The organism is Undibacterium sp. Dicai25W, from assembly GCF_049340505.1.
In the GTDB taxonomy this organism is placed as follows: domain Bacteria; phylum Pseudomonadota; class Gammaproteobacteria; order Burkholderiales; family Burkholderiaceae_D; genus Undibacterium; species Undibacterium jejuense.
In genome coordinates this window covers 89,066-107,413 of sequence record NZ_JBMPOQ010000010.1, presented here as the reverse complement: position 1 = coordinate 107,413, position 18,348 = coordinate 89,066, and the positions used below count along the sequence as shown (strand labels likewise).

The following is an 18,348-nucleotide window of genomic DNA, read 5'->3' as shown; positions in this document are numbered from 1 at the left end:
ATTTTATCGATGCCGATGGAATTACTCACCACTTGCAACCACTATCTGACACAGCGCCTTTCATCAGAAAAGGAATTTTTAATAAATTTTGAAATTTCACGCCGCCCAATTGGGGCGTGTAATCTTTATCGCACTTAGGACGCGCTGCTTTTTCTATTGACCGGCTTACCGTATCAGAAGTGACTGTCTCTCGCTTTGATTCTCGCTGTGCTTCTTTTTCTCTATATTCAAATGGATGTGTGCGGACGGCTTCTTTTAGTGTTTCCAGATCCAGGATTTCCGCTTGCTGCACTGTCGGCATGGTTTGTGAAGAAGAGGACGGTTCTGAGATTTTTGTAGCCGTTTCTGAAGACGCTTTGGTGTGCGTTGGAAGTAACTTTTTTCCCGAATGAATACGCTGCTGCGACACCGTAGAGGTGGGCGGCTGTGGAGGCGCTGTTGGAATGATTTGTAAGGTCAATGGCTGCAATAATGGGCGATGCATTTCACCTTGCAATCTGAGCTGTGGTGAGACGAGTAAATACCAGGCAATGACCTGGATGCTGACCGATATCAGAACGCCGGTGGCGAGACGTCCGTTCGTCGTTCTTTGTTGATACCTCGTAGATAGCAAATGGACAGTCATCGATAGTGTCGAAATTTTTTCAATGGAGTAGGGTCGCTATCATCGCCAAATCTCGTGAAGGCAAACGCTGCGCAATTTGCACCCATCTTAGCAATTTTTGATGAAGTCAAAATCTTGCCATTTTTGATATGGTTAAAGATAAAATCAGCTATTTTCTTGTATCTTTCATATATTTATATGCTATATTCCGTCGCTGTAACGTTATATGTATTTTTGTAACGTTACATTTCGGTGGCCAATCAAGCAAAGTTTGGTGCGTTTTACCTTGTTTTATCCAAGGTCAGAAACATCCCAGGGTGAAACAAAAGTAGTTTATCCGCATCTCAATAGTCTTCGTTGGCGATAGGTCTTATTCCAGGCAATTACGTTTATGGCGCTGCCACCAATTTTTTCCTGTGCGAATAAAAGGTGATTTGTCATAATTTTTTCTACATGTCTTGGTTGTTTTTTGTTAATAAAAGTTCCCTTAGATTCTGTAATTCTGTATCTGATGGTGTTAATGCATGTTATTTCAGGAAGGATGAAAACGATGAAAAAGCTAGTAACAACGATCGCATTTATTTTTGTCACCCTCTTCGCGATTGGCGCTCCGTCGATGGCAAGTGCCGGGCAAATTCGCGGTATCGCAGGTAAGTGCCTTGATGTGGCACAAAATCGGGCTTACGATGGTGCGAAAGTGCAAATATGGGAATGCAATGGCACTTCTGCGCAGAATTGGGTTTACTACCAGAGCACCGGTGAAATCCGCGGACCCGGTGGTAAGTGTTTAGATGTAGACAATGCAGGCACTGCGGATGGCACACGTATCCAATTGTATGAATGCAATGGAACCGATGCCCAGCGCTGGTTCTATGCCAACGGTGAACTGCGCGGTATTGCAGGCAAATGTCTGGACGTGGATAACGCTGATACGAATGATGGCACGCGCGTGCAATTGTGGGAATGCAATCGAACTAATGCGCAAAGTTGGGTTTTAGTGCGATAAGAATCTTTAGACCCACATTCAGCTGCGTTGCTGATGTGGGTCGCTTCATTTTTGGTATCGCACTTTCGATTTTAAAAATAGGAACAGGATGGAATTTACCTCACGGTGGCAAACACGATGTTTGCTAGCTATTGCCGCCATCGGAACGCTTGCCGTCAGCATGTATGCAGTTGGGTTCAATCAATCTGATTCATTCAATCCAACCGGGAAAAAATTGACTTCCGGTACGCAAGTCGCGGAAAGTAATTCCTTGATTGACGATCAAAGAATGAGTGACTTTGTCAAAGAATTAGCAAGCGAAAAATATGAAGGTCGTCTGCCAGGCACTCATGGTGATCAGCTTTCGATTGACATGGTAGTAAATGAATTCAAAAAAATTGGTTTGCAACCAGCAGGTACGAACGGCTATCTGCAAAATTTCAATACAACGATTGCTGAACCAGATGGTGAAAGCCATGGCAATCCGGAGAATCCACTCTTTGGCGAACGTATGCTAACCAGCAACGTCATCGGTGTTCTTCCCGGGACAGATCCGCTCTTATCCAAAGAAATTATTATCGTCAGCGCTCATCGTGACCACCTTGGACGTACGCCTGATGGTATCCATTATCCGGGGGCAAATGATGATTTGTCGGGCTTAGCTGCGACCCTGGAATTGGCGCGTGCCTTTGTCAAATTTAAGGCAGAAAATAAGCCTAACAAGCGGACTTTAATGTTCGTTGCCTATGGCGCAGAAGAGCAGCATGAAATGGGGTCGATGTACCATGTTGCGAACCCGTTGCCACGCTATCCTAACAAAAATATTGTCCTCATGATTACCATTGATATGATCGGTCAGGGTTACGACAAATGGGGAAGGTTTTCTCAATCTGAATTAAATGAATACGCTCAGACCTGGTTTGAAGAAGTCTATAACGGTCGCAATGACGATGAGGATGATTATTCACATAAGTATCAGCGAGAAAATAAAAATTCTTATTCCTACGATACAGGTCCCTTTGCGAAAATTGGAATCAATAACCGTGTGTTTGGTATCGCTGCGGGAATTCCGACTTATCATAAAACGACGGATACATGGGAAACCGTGCGCTTCGCACCGGCTGCTATTTTTACAAACACGATTTTTGAGTTCTTAAGAAAAGTCGATCAGGATCCGCAAGTACATATCAAGCCTGAATAAATTCTCATCTATCAAGTTTTTGTTGACGCAAACCACTGCGTCAAAAAATCCAACATGCTACGCATAATCAAAGCTTGATTCTGGCGCGACATATACACGCCATGAATTCCTAAGGTGATCGGCTTATCCTTCGGCACCAATGCAACCAGCTGACCGCTGGCGATGTAGGGTGCAGCAGACATCACTGGCTGCATGGCAATACCAGCGCCTTCCAACGCGGCTCTCAATATCACGACAGAATCATTGGCACTGAAATTGCCACTCACGGGCACGCTGAGTGGTTCGCCTGCGCGTTCAAAATTCCATAAATTTTTGCCGAAGTAAGAATACGTCAGGCAATTGTGTACCGCCAGATCTTCGGCATTTTTAGGAATGCCATGTTCCTTTAGATACGCAGGTGATGCGCAGATCACTGAAGGGCAATCACCAAGTCGCCGCGCGATCAAACCTGGATCAAGCTGATTGGTGATGCGTATTGCCAGATCAATGCGATCCTCGACCAAATTGACAGTGCGGTTATCTACGCGCAGCTCGACAGCGGTGCGTGGGTATTGCCTTAAATAAGCCGCAATGGCTGCGGAGAGCGAATCTTGCGCGAGCGCTTGCGAACAGGCAATGCGCAAGATGCCGCGTGGTTCATCTTTTTCGGTATTCGAGACGGCTGACATTTGTTCTGCCAGTGCCAGTATGTCGCGACAACGTACCAGCGTTGCTTCACCAGCGGAGGTCAGATTAATGCGCCGCGTCGTGCGATGAAAGAGTCGCGTACCTGACCAATTCTCCATCTCAGCCAGATAGCGCGTCACCATTGCACGTGACATATCGAGCAATTCGGCAGCGCTACTCAAACTACCGCGTTCAGCAATAGTGACAAACACTTGCGCAGCAATGATGCGGTCCATATTGAAAATTCCTGTTTATTTGATCGATTGACGCAATAATTCATTTCATTTTAGGCTGTTTATAAAACAATTGGAAGCAATTATGATTCAGTCCTCAACACTTGCTTCTCCCGTTTTTAATAACTACTAAGAGGAATTTTATGACTATTCGTAAGCTCACTACTGCACTGTCCGCCATCAGCTTAAGCGTTGCCGCAATGACTGCGCACGCTGCTCAACCTTTGCAATTGCAGGTATATAACCCTGGCGAAAAAGCGATATTCCCGGTTTCGTCGGTGATCGTTAGCGGCGCACATGATGCGATTCTGATCGATGCGCAATTTCAGCGTAATGATGCCGAACAACTGGTGCAGCAGATTAAACAAAGCGGTAAAAAACTCAGTACCGTGTATGTCAGCCACAGCGATCCTGACTATTACTTCGGTCTGGATGTAATTCAGGCAGCATTCCCTGATGCAAAAATCGTTGCGACACCGCAAACCGTTGCCGCGATCAAGGCCAATATGGAAGGTAAAAAAGCATATTGGGGCCCGATTTTGAAAGACAATGCGCCGCAAAAATTGGTACTGCCACAAGTATTGAAAGCAGACCATCTGAACCTCGAAGGCAAAACCATAGCGATTAAAGGTCTTAAAGGACCTAGCCCTGACCGTAGTTATCTGTGGATTCCTTCTCTGAAAACGGTGGCTGGAGGCGTTGTTGTCGGTAATGGTATCCATGTCTGGATGGCTGATACACAAACAGCAGAATCGCGCAAAGAATGGCAAGCAACGTTGACAGAAATCGCAGCGTTGAAGCCAGCAACGGTTGTTCCAGGCCATTTTTTGGGTGCTGCTCCAGCAGGCTTAGCTGCAGTGACCTATACCAGTGACTATGTCAAAGCGTTTGAGGAAGAAGCGACAAAAGCGAAAGACTCAACAGCATTGGTCGAAGCGATGAAAGCACGTTTCCCACAAGCTGGCTTACCTGCTTCTTTGGATATCAGTGCCAAGGTCATCAAAGGCGACATGAAGTGGCCTCAGTAATTTAAGTGCGGTTAGATAGCACTGCGTAATACGTTCGCCGAAATAACAAAAAAGGAAAAAGAATGACTCAGCTACACTATATTTTCGATCCAGTATGCGGTTGGTGTTACGGTGCCGCGCCACTTATTTCGGCGGCACGTACTATCCCCGGCCTGAAGCTGGTGTTTCATGCCGGGGGGATGATGACCGGTATGAATCGTCGCCCGGTGACAACGCAATTACGTAATTACATTGTTGCCAGCGATGAACGCATTGCGCAATTGACTGGTCAGGTTTTTGGTAAAGATTATCTTGATGGTTTACTGCGCGATAGCAGCGTCGTATTGAATTCTGCACCACCAAGTACAGCCATTCTGGCGGCAGAGCAATTAGCTGGTCGTGGTCTGGATATGCTCAAGCAGCTTCAAATTGCGCATTACGTTCACGGTCTGCGTATCGCTGAAATCGAGGTTCTGCAAAACATCGCAAAAGAGATGGGCTTAGATGTGACTGAATTTACCGCAGCATATGTGCGGTTGGATGGTGTTGAAACCCAAAAGCATTTCACCAAGAGCAGAGAATTGCTGGCGCGTGTTGGTGGTCAGGGTTTCCCTACGCTGGCATTGGAACATGCTGATGGCATATTTGAGCGAATCGACCTGGGTAAATGGCTTGGACACACCACTGAATGGATAGCGTATTTGAGCAACTTCGCAGTCAGCAATAACGATGCTGAATCGCTTGTCAATGGGTTGGCTTGCAATATCGATGGCTGTTCAATATAAAGACCAGTACGTTTCAGTTTTGATCTCCGTTTTGACTTCAGCCGATGCGTTTACTGAAGTCAAAGCAAACATATAAAAAATAAAAGGAGCAGCTAATGCGTTCCAATCTTGACGTTCTTAAATCCACCTACGAAGGTGCATCCGGTGACAACGTAACCCGACTCCTCTCAGTGTTAGCACCAAATGCTGAATGGACTGAGGCAGCAGGGTTTCCGTATGCCGGAACGTATGTCGGGTCAGACGCTATTATCGCCAATGTTTTTCAGCGATTGGCGACTGAATGGATAGATTACCGCGCCGAAGCCAGACAATACCTGGAACAAGGAAATTAAATCGCCGTCTTTGGCGTTTATTCCGGTACCTATAAAGCGACGGGCAAAGCGATGACGGCGTCCTTTGCACATCTTTATATTTTTGCAGACGGTAAGATTTTACGCATGCAGCAATACGTGGATAGCCACATGGTGCAACAAGCATTGGTGAAATAAGGTACGTAGAAACGGCTGTGCGGGGAGGGTTGCACTCGCCCTGCCTGTTCATTGATAAAGCCAACGTACCGCTAAAATTATTCGGCTTGCGCTTTGAGCTCTGCCTCAAATTTTTCCATTTCCTGTTGCAGCGTGCCGCGCTCGCGGAAGTTGCGTTGCGCGTTGCCATACCAATACTCGGCATCTTCCAGATCGCCTTCCTGAATATGCACGATCCCGTGTAGCCAAGCCCCCATCAGAGAATGATCTTGTTGCACAAGATTGTGCGCTTCGGTCCAGCGGCCTGAACGCAGATCAGTAAGAACAGTCAGAAGAATATTCATAAAACTATTTTCAGCAACATCGTTGATTAAATTAAATCATAAGGGTGGGTGCAACCGTCCAGATCCCTGCAAACGTAATCACAGCCCTGGTTTCCCCCGCACTTTGTATTTTAGGAAATGGTCTTTTTCGCAGATACCCACATCGTGATGATGGCCTGAAATACCAGATCGTTCATGTCGTCCAACACATCTACTCTGACTTTATACTCGCCAGCCTCCGACCAATCATTTGCCTTCACAGGCGTCGCGATGGCGACCAGATCACTGCTGGCTTTTTTAAGATATTCGACGGTCATTCCCTTTGGAATCCAACGATGGGTTGCTGGCACTGTCACCTCTGTCATGGTTCCACCAGCTAATTCCGCCATGTTGCACATTGCGATAGCATGTACTGTTCCAATATGGTTGAGTACGGCGCGACGTTTGTTGATTCGTACTTTGCAGTACTCTGGTCTTAGTTCCACGAACTGTGGACTAATGCTGCTGAAATACGGCGCTTTGAAACACAACATCTTTGCGAAGAGCCATTTGCCACCCAATGTAGAAGCACAGCGCTGCCATAACTTTAACGTATTCATTGTCTTGCTCATTTTCTTTCCTGGATTATAAATAAATTTCTTTTGGATATTCTGGTAGTTAAGTGAAGTAGGGCGGGGTCACCCGCCAAGTCTCTGTCAACGCAATCACTATGCGGGTTGCACAAATCCAGATTTTATAAACTGCCGACTGGAAAAACATCGAGTGCTGTTTGAATAAACGCATGTACATTGGGTGACGTGTATCGATGGCCCGGGTACACAAAATGAAATGCGACCGCAGCTTCTAATTTCCATTCAGGTAAAACAGGTACCAATTGTCCGTTTTCAATGGCGTCGATGGTAACAAAGCTAGGAAGCCATCCTATTCCCACGCCGTTCATTGCCAGTGATTTTGCGGTCTCTACGTCGTTAGCGAAGACGCGGCAATTGAGCGGTATTTCTACTTTTAATTTATCTTTGGTCAGTTTTAGTTTTTCTATTCCCTTTTGGCCGATAAAAGTGGCGTTCAGCAAATCTTGTGGACGCGTGATTTTTTCCAATTGCTTCAAATAAGCAGGTGCAGCCAACAGACAATTATGTAAATCAAAAAAGTGTTTGGCAATCATGGTTGAATCTTTGAGCACGCCGACCCGAATTGCTAAGTCAATACCCTCTTGTAGCAAATCTATTTTTTGATTAGTGATCACCAGATCCACAGTGACATCTGGGTATTTATCCAGAAAAGCACTGGTAATGACGGGTAGTACCGTGTGCCCTATGTCGACAGGTGTGGTGATTTTTAGTACGCCAGATGGCTTTGCTTGTAATGACTGCAATACTGCCTCACCCATTTCCACTTCCCGGACGGCATTCGCACAATGCTGAAAAAACTGCTTGCCAGCTTCAGTGACATGAAGTTGACGCGTCGTTCTTTGGATCAGGCTGACTTTGAGCCGTTTTTCCAGAGCGGCTAGTTTAGCGCTGACAGTGGTTTTCGGCATACCCATTAATCTTGCCGCCTTGGAAATACTGCCAACTTCTACAATTTTGACGAAGACGGTGATGGAATCGAAATCCATATCATTGTCCATATTTCTGCACAGTAATTCCCAACTTTACCATCTACCGAAAAATTTAACAAACTTTTACAATGCCGCACTTTCAATTTGTGTTGCCTCAAATCGAATCGATACAAAAAAATATTAAAGGCATTTTTGTACACACAAAATGTGTCAATTTGCTTATTAATTCCAATTACCCCTACAGGAATTTTGAAATGAAAAAATCTATCCCATCATTGTTATTGTCCCTCGCTGCTTTGGCCGTCAGCGCGACCGCTTCCGCACAATCTGCCGCTGATATTGAATCCATGAAACGTCAGTTGGCTGAAATTAAAAATACCAAGCAACACGAAAAAGTGAACTTGGAAAATTTTGATGACTTGGATTTCAATGTCTATACGGGTCAAAAATGGGATCAGCTCAGCAAGAGCCATGCTAAAGACATCGTTGTGCATTATCCAGACGGTCACACGACAAAAGGTATTCCAGCACACATCGAAGAACTGAAACCAATGTTTATTTTTGCGCCAAATACCAGCATCCATGAGCACCCGATCCGTATTGCATCGGGTGAGTGGACTGCGGTACAAGGCGTGGTGGAGGGCACATTTTCACAGCCTATGCCTATCGGTGAAGGTAAAACAATCCCTGCAACGGGTAAATCTTTCAAACTCACCATGGTCACGATTGGTCACTGGAACGGCAGCGTCATGGATGAAGAATGGTTGATGTGGGATAACCAGGCTTTGTTGAAGCAAATCGGTTTGGCGCAATAAAGTTAGTAAAAAGCGAAGTCTAAGCTGCCTCAAAGTAAGGGCTCATAGCGGGCTTTTTTAGCCCGCTATGTAGAAAACGAATTTGTTATAGAAAAATGATGATTTCTAACGTATCGAACACATTGAAGAAAATTGCTGCCGTAATCGCCTTAATGACAGTTGCAGTTGCAACAACAGCACAAACCACAAGCTCATCCAGCAACGTAGAAAAAAATAATCAGCAAAAAGTGAATACCATGAACAACATCAGCTATCGCGGTAAGGTTTATCTGGTGCGTCTCGACAATGGCGTTGTTTTCCGCAACACCTACAGCGCCGACGGTACAAAGATGCGCTATGAAGTGCTGGAAGGCATGCCCGTCAGTACTGAAGAAGTTACTTTAATGGCGACAGAAGTAAGTCAAGACCTTCATTTTGTGAGCTGGGTTGAAAAGTCTGGTACGACCGTCAGCCACGTGTTGGACTTGAACACGAACACACTCAAAGCATTCTGGACCTGGCAAGACGCCAATGGCCGTCACGGTGAATTGCACGTTGGCACGATAGAGTTAGCACCTGCCACAGTCAAATAAAGAAAACTAGACTACACTCATTGAGAACAGCCTGATAAAACTCGATCTCTGAGTTTTATCAGGCTTTTATAGTATTGATGACCTGAGAAAGCATTGATGACAACGCAAAATCATGACATAGCGATGATGCCAGCAGCATTTATTGGGCATGGCTCACCAATGAACGCATTAGAGAATAACCAGTTTACGCAGGCTTGGGCGGGCTTCGCTCAGCGCATACCAAAACCGAAAGCGATACTCGTCATTTCTGCACATTGGTATATTGACCATATTGCGGTCACTGCGATGCCGCAGCCGAATACGATTCACGACTTTTATGGTTTTCCACCAGCACTCTCGGAGATGTTGTATCCGGCACCGGGAAATCCGCTACTTGCGCGGAGGGTAGCAGAATTACTCAGTCCGATGGATGTCAGACTCGATCAGAATACATGGGGACTTGATCATGGCGCATGGTCGGTCTTAGCTCCTATGTTTCCTGAAGCAGATGTTCCTGTTATTCAACTTTCTATCAATGCTCGTCTGTCGTTTGATGAACATGTGCAACTTGGTGCAAAGTTAGCACCACTGCGAAACGAAGGTGTATTGATACTTGCCAGCGGCAATGTTGTTCATAATCTGAGGCTGATGCAGCGCGGATCTTATCCGTGGGCACAGGAATTTGATGATGAAGCCCGTAACCTGATAGTGCAGAGACCTCAGGACATAGCACAATTGCTCAATCACCCGGCCTATAAACTGGCGGTGCCGACACCGGACCACTTTATTCCTTTACTCTACATCGCAGGTCTGGCGGCAGCCTCAGGGGAAAAGCCAGAAGTCTTTATCGATGGGATCGCCATGGGGTCCATCTCCATGACCAGCTTTGCACTAGGTAAATGATCAGACACAACCGCTTAATTTCAGGGAGCAGAACATGAGCATAGAAACCGTCGTTGGCCGTGAGGCTACTATCCATTTTGATGCCAGTAAATGCATTCATTCGCGCAACTGCGTGTTGTCGCATCCGGATGTGTTCGTGCCAAACGTGCAGGGCGAATGGATACATCCCGATGCCCAACCCGTCGAAGAGTTAATGCATTTAGGTAAAAGTTGTCCGTCAGGCGCTATCCGCGTGATACACAATGCCGCTGGTGCAGGTGTTGGTGCCAATAGTGATGGCGCTCCGTTGGTTAACACAGTGCGCGTGCGAGAAAATGGTCCATTGGCAATTGAGGCAGAATTGCAAATTCGCGGTACACCACAAGCCTCACCACGTGCGACGTTGTGCCGTTGTGGCCAGTCTAAAAATAAGCCGTTTTGCGATGGCGCACATGCAGGTGCTGGCTTTGTTGCATCGGGCGAACCAGTCACTGGGCAGTTTGAAGCGTTGGCAGTGCGTAATGGTGCTTTGAATGTGCAACCGCTTCCAAATGGCCCATTGATGGTAAAAGGAAATTTGGAAGTGGTCAGTGGCACAGGGCGTACGTGCAATAAAGTGTCCGAAACCTATCTGTGCCGCTGCGGACACTCTCAAAACAAACCGTACTGCGATGGTAGTCATAACTCGGCAGGTTTTATCGCTGAGTAGTCTGTCGTCTTTGTGTTCTGCTAAACGGTTTTGGTACGTACGCTGTTGAAAAATTCACAAACAGATATCATATTGCAATGATGCAATTTCATGAGCTAATAATTCACGAAGTGCATACCAGAACAAATCAGAACAAATCAGAACAAATCGCAAAACTAAACAAGGAACAGGTCATGACGATAGAAGCAAAATTACACCGCGCGAATGGCGCATTGACCACGCTGTCCAACGGCCGTCATGTCTGGAATGCGGACGTGGATGAATCTCTCGGTTCTCACGATCTGGCTCCTGATCCGCACGATTTATTGGATTCTTCACTGGCTGCTTGCACGACGCTGACTCTGGAGTTGTATATCCGTCGTCGTCAAATGGCGGTCACAGATCTGCGCGTGACGGTGGATCATGTGGAAGATAAAGATGAAAGCGGCACCGTGCGTTATCAAATGCAGCGCCGGATTTTTATTGAGGGTGATCTGCCGGAAGCTGATCGTCAACGCTTGTTAGAAATCGCTAACAAATGCCCGATACACAAGCTGCTGAGTGGACAAATATCGATTCAGTCTGAGATGGTCGATGGAAGCCAACATGGCTGATTTGCTTCAGATCCAGGGGCACGTTACTGAGTTAGCGCCAGGGCTGACTGTGCGCCGCGTGTTACCAGCGGCGGTGAAGCGATCAGTGGGGCCGTTTGTGTTTTTTGATCATCTACGGCCAGTGGAGCTGGCGCCGGAAACCAATAGCGATGTCGGTGCGCACCCGCACATCGGCCTGGCGACGGTGACCTATTTGTTCGAAGGTAGCTTTGTTCATCGCGACAGTATCGGCAGCGTGCAATTGATTACACCGGGTGACATCAATTGGATGATCGCTGGCAAAGGTGTGGTGCATAGCGAGCGTGTGACTGATGAAGAGCGCGGCAAGGCACGCCGTATGCACGGACTGCAATTGTGGGTGGCATTGCCACCAGCCTTAGAACAAGTAGAGCCATCGTTTCAACATGCAGCCGCGGCAGATATCCCAGAATACAAAGCACTCAGCGGTGCGGTGGTCAGAGTATTGCTTGGTGACGCATTTGGGCATGTAAGTCCCATTAAAACCAGTTCGCCCACGTTGTATCTGGATGTGAAGTTGCCACCCGATGGCATATGGAGCTTACCTGCATTGGCATCAGAAATGGCGCTATATAGTCCAGAGCATGCGCTAGTGGTGAATGGCGAAACCATCCCGGCGCAGCACATGGTGGTGTTGCCACCAGATGCTGCGACCAGTATTTGTGCTGGTGAAGATGGCGCACGCTTTGTCGTTGTGGGTGGTGCACCGTTGGAACAACCAGTGCGTATGTGGTGGAACTTTGTTTCTGTTGATCGTGACCGCATTGCTGCCGCAGCTAAACGTTGGGAAGCGAACGAATTTACCATGATCGCTGGAGAGACTGAACGCATTCCGGCACCGAAGTGGCGGGAGTAATGAAGAACCGACCACGCCTGTGCAGCGACCGCGGCACTTCAGCGTTTTGCGGCGCTTTCTAATGCTGACTGACAGGCCTTGTTAGTGTTCATGCAGTCGTTGTAATTGAAAAAGGCTTCGCTTTAATGCGGAGCCTTTTTGTTTTTTGAAATATTCATTGATTCTTACGTAATATTTTGTATTCAAACCCCAATTATTCGACTTGGAAAATTTTCTCCAAAGGTAGCTTAAATAATTTGGCAATGGCAAAGGCAAGCGGCAGACTGGGGTCGTATTTACCGGTTTCAATTGCATTGATGGTTTGTCTTGAAACCTGAAGCTGATCGGCCAGGTTGGCCTGACTCCAGTCCTGATTTGTGCGGAGTTCGCGGATAATATTTTTCATATCAGGCATCGAACTTTTTACGCAAACAAGCGATGATGCCCCATCCACCCATGAAAAGACCCCAAATGACAAACATGCTCAACCGTGGAAAACCTATGCCTTCCATGAAACCATAAGTCAGGCCGAAAATCGCGGTTAAACCGCCAGCCATGGCGAGATTTTCTAAGTTCCATTGGCGCAAATATTCATCAATTCGTCTGAAATGGCGCACTACTGCCCACAGGGCTGCCAGCACCGGAATCATTGGGAGGAGTGCGATCAGTGTGCGCAATACGCCCTCAGGCATGCCTTTTGCAATCCACACACTGGTGAATAGCACGACAAGATAGATAGCAATAGATCCAAATAATTCCCGGAAATAGATTTTGTTGACTGTTGATTCGTACATCGTTGCCTCCAATATTCAAAAGAGTGGTTCAAATGAGCGAAATTAGCTGTGTCTAAACGAGTTTGTATAGACGGTACCAAAAGGAAGTAATGTCAAACGAACTTGACATGTATGATCAAAAAAAATTGCCGCTCTTTTCAGTGCTGCAAATACTAACATCAAACTTTTCGTCGCGATTCGATGTAAAGTATGCTTTACATCTTAGGTCAGTAAAAATGTAATGTCAAGCATCCTTTACATTGCTTGCTTGCATCTGAAATTTAAAGATAATTATTTTTATCAACTGCATCATGAAAGAACAATGTTTTAAAGATGGAAATCCCGGTGGTTAATTGATCGCATTGGCAAAAAAAGTTATTGATCGGTTAAATGGCGCTAGGGTGGGAATGGTTACTGGAGGCACAGTACCGAGTAAAGGAGTGGCGTAGACAATCACGTCAGACATGGGATTGCCTTTTTTATCCAAGGCTGTAGTGACTACTTCAGTGGCACCTACTGACTGTGTCAGCGCCACACCCAAAGATAGGAAAAAAGCGGCAAAAATTCTGCCGCTACCGATTTGTTTCAACACGCTGGTAAGCATCGTCATCTGCTTACTTCGTGACAACCACGCGTTGCATTGGTGCCAGTTTAGCGATCAATTTATTTTGTATGGATGAGGGAATATCATGCTTATCCATCGCTATTTGCAAGTCTTCTGCGAGAGCATTAAATTGAGTGTTGCTAATGTTCATACCTTCATGCGCGCTATTCATATCTTTGCCGCTATATTTGCATGGACCACCACTGAGTTCACAGAACTGTTCTGTCAATAAAAATCCCAAACGTTCTTTATCGGCATTCGCAAATGCTGCGCTAATGCGATCATCGGTCGTGATGATGCTAACAAAATCTTGCACAAAGCTGGCAATACCAGCTTTTTGACCTAAACCTTGATAAACCGCGTCGGCACCAGAATCAGCCAGTGCATTGATGTGTACTGACAGACTTAAAGCTGCGACGCTGCATGCAACAGAAATCGCGCTAGTGAAGGATGAGAAGTTTTTCATTTGAATTTCTTTCTGAGAAAATAGTCGCTAAAAATAAGAATAAAAGTCCTTGATCAGAAACCTGTTTGCAAGGACAAATACCAGCCATGCTGATCTTTAGGATTGAAAATCGTGATGTCACCCAGACGTGCGTACGCCGCAGTCACAGACACATTTTTAGTCGGAAACCACGCAATAAATGCGTCGTAGTATGCCTTCTCGTTGTCGACATTGAGATTATTAGGCTTCATGCGGTATTCGATGCCGGCAACCAGTTTGCGGTTAATCAGATACGCAGCAGATCCTTCAAACATGGCCTGGTAACTATCTTTTTTATCGCCACCAAAACCGAGTATGCCCATTTGATTGGCTTTGGTTAAGCGAACTGTGCCATTGAGCAGTAAGCTCTGATCTAACAGGATTTTGGTTGCAGAAGCGTAGTAATCAATGCCGTGGTCATCAGATGCACCCAATTGTTTGACGTTCGTGACGCCAAGTGCCTCTAAACCTGTAATGCCGTTATTCCGTTTATACATCGCACCTATTGCCACTTGCGGCATCCAGCTACCCTGATCATAGACGGCGTCACCAGCGACTTTGACTTTGATACCAACGATGTCCTGGCGAATTTTGAGGGCGTTTAATGGTGCCAGGCTGCCAGTGAATTCCTGATTCGCTAAAGAAAATTCAACGCGGTCGGCGACACCAACGGCAACGCCATAGGACGTCAGGCCATAGTCCTGGGTTGAAATACGAGTAACATGCGCATTACCGCCGTAGCTATCGCGTGAACCATACCCAGTGATCAGTGCCCACGGCGTAATGCCACCACCACCGGCACCTTCTACGCTGCTGACACCACCAGTGGCGGTTAGTTTGCCCATATCTGGTTTGCTGAATTCTTGCGCATGCGCTGTTTGTGCGATGAGTGCTAATCCAGCCAGCAGGCTGGTGTAACGTAAGCCTTGTATCAGTTGCATCATTTTTCCTTGGATTTTCGTCTGAAAACATCGCTTAAGCGTTTGAAGCTGCTCAATCAGCGATGACCTGATAACTGATACGCAGCGAAAAGCCAATTGGATTCAAGTTTTTTTTAAAAGCATAAAATATTTTTCTTTGTGTGGTTTCGTGCGCATAGGGTGAATGAATGGGTAAAAACCTCGTTACAATTTCTGCCAACATACATATTTTTTGGAGAAGCGATTGACTCAGGCAACTTCTGATGCCAGCCAGTTACATCACTGGTTGGCTGCTATTGCGAAACAAGATGGGCGCGCATTTCAGGCTTTATATGAGGCGACATCGGCGAAACTGTTTGGCTTTGCGCTGCGTATATTACATAAGCGCGAGCTGGCAGAAGAGGTATTGCAGGAAAGTTATGTCAATATCTGGAACAATGCCGCCAATTATCAGGCCAGCCTCGCGGCGCCGATGACATGGATGGTGACTATCGTCCGCCATCGCGCGATTGATCAATTACGTCGCATTGACCATGACGTAGAAATTGATGGAGAGGATTTTGATATGGGTTTGCTACACACATTAGAAAGCACTGAGCCTACGCCGACCCGACATTTGGAATTGAGTCAGGACGCACGCGCCTTGTCGTCGTGTATGTCGCGTCTGGAAAATACCCATAGACAAGCAATGGCACTGGCGTTTTTTCATGACCTGTCGCACTCGGAAGTGGCGCAGCAGTTGAGCTTGCCGATAGGTACAGTGAAAACCTGGATACGGCGCGGTCTGGATAAACTGCGGTTGTGTCTGAACTCCAGGGAGGCATCATGAATCTACAAAACTTAATGGCGAATTCCCGGCTGCAACAAAAGCTTGCCGCAGAATATGTGCTGGGCAGTTTGCGTGGGGGTGCGCGGCGACGCTTCGAGCAATGGTTGGAACAAGAAGCAATGCTGCGTCATGTCGTTCGGCAATGGGAGGCGCATTTACTGCCGATGGCAGAATTGACCCCTGCCATTGCGCCCCCGCCCCAGGTATGGGAGCGCATTCGCCAGCGCGTTGGGATCGCTGCGCCTGTCCATGATCGTTGGCGCTTCTGGCGCGAACTGCGTGAAGATCTGGCGTTCTGGCGTGGTCTTGGTATGGTATCAACTGCGGCTGCAATGATTTTAGTGTCGGTTCTGTTTAGCACGCTGGAACGTCAACAAAATGACGCAGTCGGGAATCAATATGTAGCGACTTTGACGGATGAGAAGGCGCAAGCCATAGCTTTGATTACTGGCGACAAAAAACGCGGTGAATTGGTCGTCAAGATGGTGAGCGCCCAGTCGATTCGTGCTGATCAAAGTCTGGAATTATGGTCGATTTCTAAAGAGGGCAAAGTACATTCACTGGGTTTGATCGCCAGTGCCGGTCAGGTAACGGTGCGTATGCCAGAACACATGCTTAAGCAGGAGCAGGCTGTGTTGGCTATTTCTCTGGAACCCAAAGGTGGATCAGCTAATCCTGAGAAGCCATCAGGTCCTATTTTGTTTAAGGGGCAATGGTTGGTGATTTAGTTGGTGATTTGGTTGGTGATTTGGTTGGTGATTTAGTTGGTGATTTAGTTGGTGATTTAGAACGAGGATCGTAGTGAGGGAGTTGGGCTAAGTGTTCAGTCCCTCGTTAGATTTCGCGGTATAACAATCGTGACTGATCAGCTTGCTTCACATCAGCTACATGCTCTTGCGCAGTTCACTTGGCGTGATGCCGTAATGTGAACGAAAACGATGTGAAAATCGTGATGCCGAAGCGTAGCCGGTTTCGATGGCGATTTCTCCAATCGCTTTCGATGTCGTTTGCAACAAATTTAATGCCTGGCCAAACCGGACTTCAAGCAAAATTTGTCCAAAGTTTTTACCTTCCGCTTGCAGTCGTCTGCGTAAAGTCGACTCGCCTATATGTAGCTGTTGCGCTATTTTTGTGGCACTCCATTCGTAAGCAGGGCGCAGCGCAATCAGTTGCTGTACGCGTTCGCACAGTGTATCGCTGCGATTGCTGATGATCGGTGAGAGATCGTTATTGAGACTCAGCGCCAGAAGCACACCCTCAAGATAATGTTCTTGCAAACTGTCAGGCGCTTGCGCTGCAATGCTCGCCATTAATTGACGCCATGCTTCTGTGGTGTGCGTATCGACTTTACAACGTAAATTGTTTTCGAGTGGTTGACGCTTAGTGGTCAATAATTGATCAACATAACGTTCGCGGAAGCGCGATATCAGTTGCGGTGGAATGCTGACCATTTCTGCCAGATAGAGATCTTTGTCAGGAATATTGCTGACGGTGAATTTCATCCCGGCAGGAAAGAGTAAAAGCTGTTGCGATTCGACATCCAGGAATTGTTCATCCCATATAACTTGTTTGGTCCCATGCTGTACCAGGCATAGCGCTGGCAGGATGCTGGAAACCTGCCGCAGGCTATGTCTTTTGTGGGCTTTGACGACCGTTAAATCAATCGCAGGCATGGCAGCTTACCGCGTGAGATGTCATGCCCATATCAAGTTAACGTCCGTACGTTGCCGTGATTGATGCTTTGGCGATGACATTGGCGTTCAACATATAACCGACCATAGCGCCACTTGCATGTTTATCAATCGGCAAACGATCCGTCTTTAATGCCCAGACAGTAAATTGATAGTGATGTGGTTTATCTCCAACTGGTGGACATGCACCGCCGAAACCATTGGTGCCAAAGTCCGTCAGACCTTGTACGGTACCTTTTGGTAATTTGCCGCCTTTGCTGCCTGCGCCTTTTGGTAACTCCATGACGGTCGCGGGAATGTTGACCAGCGTCCAGTGCCACCAACCACTGCCGGTCGGTGCATCAGGATCATAAGCGGTAATCGCAAAACTCTTGGTTTCCGCTGGCGCACCTTGCCATGCTAAGGAAGGAGAAACATTGCCGCCTTCACAGCCAAAACCTTTAAATACTTGTTCCGCACTTAAGGTCTGGCCTTCTGCGATGTCTTTGCTGCTGAGTTTGAAATCATCAGCCAATGCGGTACCCGCTAAGCTCAATAATACAGAGAATAAAATGCGCGTTTTCATCGAGGTATTCCTTTCAAAGGTGAGTTGCTAGTGTAGGCCTTAAAAGAAAATCATGTTGTGCCAAAACGCTCATTTTATATGCGATATCGGTCAAAAACATCCAAATTTGTACATCATAAATATTAATTGGCGCGTTGTGAGACTGATAAAAGTCGAGCTTTTTGCCAACAGAGTTTGCCGTTCTACTTAAAAAGCAACTGATCCGTAGCCAACTTGGTGTTGATTAGTGCTGCTTTGATTTGCATCA

25 protein-coding genes are annotated in these 18,348 nt (G+C 46.7%); 13 read left to right on the top strand and 12 right to left on the bottom strand.

Annotated features, from left to right (window positions below; all coding sequences use genetic code 11):
- Positions 1-25 precede the first annotated feature (25 nt).
- A complete protein-coding gene (locus ACO0KY_RS12955; RefSeq protein ID WP_423046640.1) occupies positions 26-625 on the bottom strand; it encodes a hypothetical protein in 600 nt (199 codons plus the stop codon).
- A 529-nt stretch (positions 626-1,154) separates the two neighbouring features.
- Here ACO0KY_RS12955 and ACO0KY_RS12950 point away from each other — a divergent pair.
- Both ACO0KY_RS12950 and ACO0KY_RS12945 read left to right on the top strand, forming a co-directional pair.
- The gene (locus ACO0KY_RS12950; protein ID WP_423046638.1) at positions 1,155-1,610 is read left to right on the top strand and encodes a ricin-type beta-trefoil lectin domain protein; all 456 of its coding nucleotides are present in this window, start codon (positions 1,155-1,157) and stop codon (positions 1,608-1,610) included.
- 88 nt (positions 1,611-1,698) lie between these two features.
- Positions 1,699-2,790, top strand: a complete 1,092-nt coding sequence (locus ACO0KY_RS12945) for a M28 family metallopeptidase (protein WP_423046636.1) — start codon at positions 1,699-1,701, stop codon at positions 2,788-2,790.
- An 11-nt stretch (positions 2,791-2,801) separates the two neighbouring features.
- Here ACO0KY_RS12945 and ACO0KY_RS12940 read toward each other — a convergent pair whose 3' ends face one another.
- A complete protein-coding gene (locus tag ACO0KY_RS12940; RefSeq protein ID WP_423046634.1) occupies positions 2,802-3,692 on the bottom strand; it encodes a LysR family transcriptional regulator in 891 nt (296 codons plus the stop codon).
- 140 nt (positions 3,693-3,832) lie between these two features.
- Here ACO0KY_RS12940 and ACO0KY_RS12935 point away from each other — a divergent pair, with 140 nt between their 5' ends.
- From ACO0KY_RS12935 to ACO0KY_RS12925, 3 genes are all read left to right on the top strand, one after another.
- Complete coding sequence (locus ACO0KY_RS12935; RefSeq protein WP_423046632.1) at positions 3,833-4,717, top strand: MBL fold metallo-hydrolase; 885 nt, start codon at positions 3,833-3,835, stop codon at positions 4,715-4,717.
- Between the two features lie 62 nt (positions 4,718-4,779).
- Positions 4,780-5,481, top strand: coding sequence for a DsbA family protein (locus ACO0KY_RS12930; protein WP_423046629.1), 702 nt, complete (start codon positions 4,780-4,782; stop codon positions 5,479-5,481).
- A gap of 95 nt (positions 5,482-5,576) precedes the next feature.
- Positions 5,577-5,813 carry a nuclear transport factor 2 family protein gene (locus ACO0KY_RS12925; RefSeq protein ID WP_423046627.1) on the top strand — a complete coding sequence of 79 codons (237 nt, stop codon included), beginning with the start codon at positions 5,577-5,579 and terminating at the stop codon, positions 5,811-5,813.
- Between the two features lie 233 nt (positions 5,814-6,046).
- On the opposite strand, the gene ACO0KY_RS12920 is transcribed toward ACO0KY_RS12925, so the two are convergent.
- From ACO0KY_RS12920 to ACO0KY_RS12910, 3 genes are all read right to left on the bottom strand, one after another.
- A complete protein-coding gene (locus ACO0KY_RS12920; protein ID WP_423046625.1) occupies positions 6,047-6,292 on the bottom strand; it encodes a hypothetical protein in 246 nt (81 codons plus the stop codon).
- A gap of 110 nt (positions 6,293-6,402) precedes the next feature.
- Positions 6,403-6,882, bottom strand: a complete 480-nt coding sequence (locus ACO0KY_RS12915; protein ID WP_423046623.1) for a hotdog fold domain-containing protein — start codon at positions 6,880-6,882, stop codon at positions 6,403-6,405.
- 122 nt (positions 6,883-7,004) lie between these two features.
- Positions 7,005-7,889, bottom strand: coding sequence for a LysR family transcriptional regulator (locus ACO0KY_RS12910; RefSeq protein WP_423046621.1), 885 nt, complete (start codon positions 7,887-7,889; stop codon positions 7,005-7,007).
- A 197-nt stretch (positions 7,890-8,086) separates the two neighbouring features.
- Between ACO0KY_RS12910 and ACO0KY_RS12905 the strand changes: the two genes are divergently transcribed.
- From ACO0KY_RS12905 to ACO0KY_RS12880, 6 genes are all read left to right on the top strand, one after another.
- Positions 8,087-8,647: an ester cyclase gene (locus ACO0KY_RS12905; RefSeq protein WP_186913435.1), complete on the top strand. Its 561-nt coding sequence runs from the start codon at positions 8,087-8,089 to the stop codon at positions 8,645-8,647.
- Positions 8,648-8,745: 98 nt separating this feature from the next.
- Positions 8,746-9,219 (top strand): MoaF-related domain-containing protein, encoded by a 474-nt coding sequence (locus tag ACO0KY_RS12900; RefSeq protein WP_423046619.1) that lies wholly within the window; start codon positions 8,746-8,748, stop codon positions 9,217-9,219.
- Positions 9,220-9,315: 96 nt separating this feature from the next.
- Positions 9,316-10,101: a 4,5-DOPA dioxygenase extradiol gene (gene ygiD, locus ACO0KY_RS12895; RefSeq protein WP_423046617.1), complete on the top strand. Its 786-nt coding sequence runs from the start codon at positions 9,316-9,318 to the stop codon at positions 10,099-10,101.
- Between the two features lie 34 nt (positions 10,102-10,135).
- Positions 10,136-10,789 carry a CDGSH iron-sulfur domain-containing protein gene (locus ACO0KY_RS12890; RefSeq protein ID WP_422990863.1) on the top strand — a complete coding sequence of 218 codons (654 nt, stop codon included), beginning with the start codon at positions 10,136-10,138 and terminating at the stop codon, positions 10,787-10,789.
- 173 nt (positions 10,790-10,962) lie between these two features.
- The gene (locus ACO0KY_RS12885) at positions 10,963-11,382 is read left to right on the top strand and encodes an OsmC family protein (RefSeq protein ID WP_186913439.1); all 420 of its coding nucleotides are present in this window, start codon (positions 10,963-10,965) and stop codon (positions 11,380-11,382) included.
- Complete coding sequence (locus tag ACO0KY_RS12880) at positions 11,375-12,256, top strand: pirin family protein (RefSeq protein ID WP_423046614.1); 882 nt, start codon at positions 11,375-11,377, stop codon at positions 12,254-12,256. The genes ACO0KY_RS12885 and ACO0KY_RS12880 overlap by 8 nt, the downstream gene beginning before the upstream one ends.
- Before the next feature lie 193 nt (positions 12,257-12,449).
- Here ACO0KY_RS12880 and ACO0KY_RS12875 read toward each other — a convergent pair whose 3' ends face one another.
- The 5 genes from ACO0KY_RS12875 to ACO0KY_RS12855 form a co-directional block, all read right to left on the bottom strand.
- Positions 12,450-12,641, bottom strand: a complete 192-nt coding sequence (locus ACO0KY_RS12875; protein ID WP_422990865.1) for a helix-turn-helix transcriptional regulator — start codon at positions 12,639-12,641, stop codon at positions 12,450-12,452.
- 1 nt (position 12,642) lies between these two features.
- Entirely contained in the window at positions 12,643-13,029 is a 387-nt protein-coding gene (locus tag ACO0KY_RS12870; protein WP_423046612.1) for a hypothetical protein, read from the bottom strand.
- A gap of 328 nt (positions 13,030-13,357) precedes the next feature.
- A complete protein-coding gene (locus tag ACO0KY_RS12865; RefSeq protein ID WP_423046610.1) occupies positions 13,358-13,618 on the bottom strand; it encodes a hypothetical protein in 261 nt (86 codons plus the stop codon).
- 4 nt (positions 13,619-13,622) lie between these two features.
- The gene (locus ACO0KY_RS12860) at positions 13,623-14,078 is read right to left on the bottom strand and encodes a group I truncated hemoglobin (RefSeq protein ID WP_423046608.1); all 456 of its coding nucleotides are present in this window, start codon (positions 14,076-14,078) and stop codon (positions 13,623-13,625) included.
- Between the two features lie 53 nt (positions 14,079-14,131).
- Complete coding sequence (locus tag ACO0KY_RS12855) at positions 14,132-14,941, bottom strand: DUF3034 family protein (RefSeq protein ID WP_423046690.1); 810 nt, start codon at positions 14,939-14,941, stop codon at positions 14,132-14,134.
- Between the two features lie 319 nt (positions 14,942-15,260).
- Between ACO0KY_RS12855 and ACO0KY_RS12850 the strand changes: the two genes are divergently transcribed.
- Together ACO0KY_RS12850 and ACO0KY_RS12845 are read left to right on the top strand one after the other, a co-directional pair.
- Entirely contained in the window at positions 15,261-15,845 is a 585-nt protein-coding gene (locus ACO0KY_RS12850; RefSeq protein WP_422990871.1) for a sigma-70 family RNA polymerase sigma factor, read from the top strand.
- A complete protein-coding gene (locus ACO0KY_RS12845) occupies positions 15,842-16,573 on the top strand; it encodes an anti-sigma factor (protein WP_423046606.1) in 732 nt (243 codons plus the stop codon). Before ACO0KY_RS12850 ends, ACO0KY_RS12845 begins: the two co-directional genes overlap by 4 nt.
- 156 nt (positions 16,574-16,729) lie before the next feature.
- Here the strand turns inward: ACO0KY_RS12845 and ACO0KY_RS12840 are convergent, their stop codons facing one another.
- Together ACO0KY_RS12840 and ACO0KY_RS12835 are read right to left on the bottom strand one after the other, a co-directional pair.
- Complete coding sequence (locus ACO0KY_RS12840; protein ID WP_423046604.1) at positions 16,730-17,518, bottom strand: helix-turn-helix transcriptional regulator; 789 nt, start codon at positions 17,516-17,518, stop codon at positions 16,730-16,732.
- A 37-nt stretch (positions 17,519-17,555) separates the two neighbouring features.
- The gene (locus tag ACO0KY_RS12835; protein ID WP_423046602.1) at positions 17,556-18,101 is read right to left on the bottom strand and encodes a kinase inhibitor; all 546 of its coding nucleotides are present in this window, start codon (positions 18,099-18,101) and stop codon (positions 17,556-17,558) included.
- Positions 18,102-18,348: the final 247 nt, after the last annotated feature.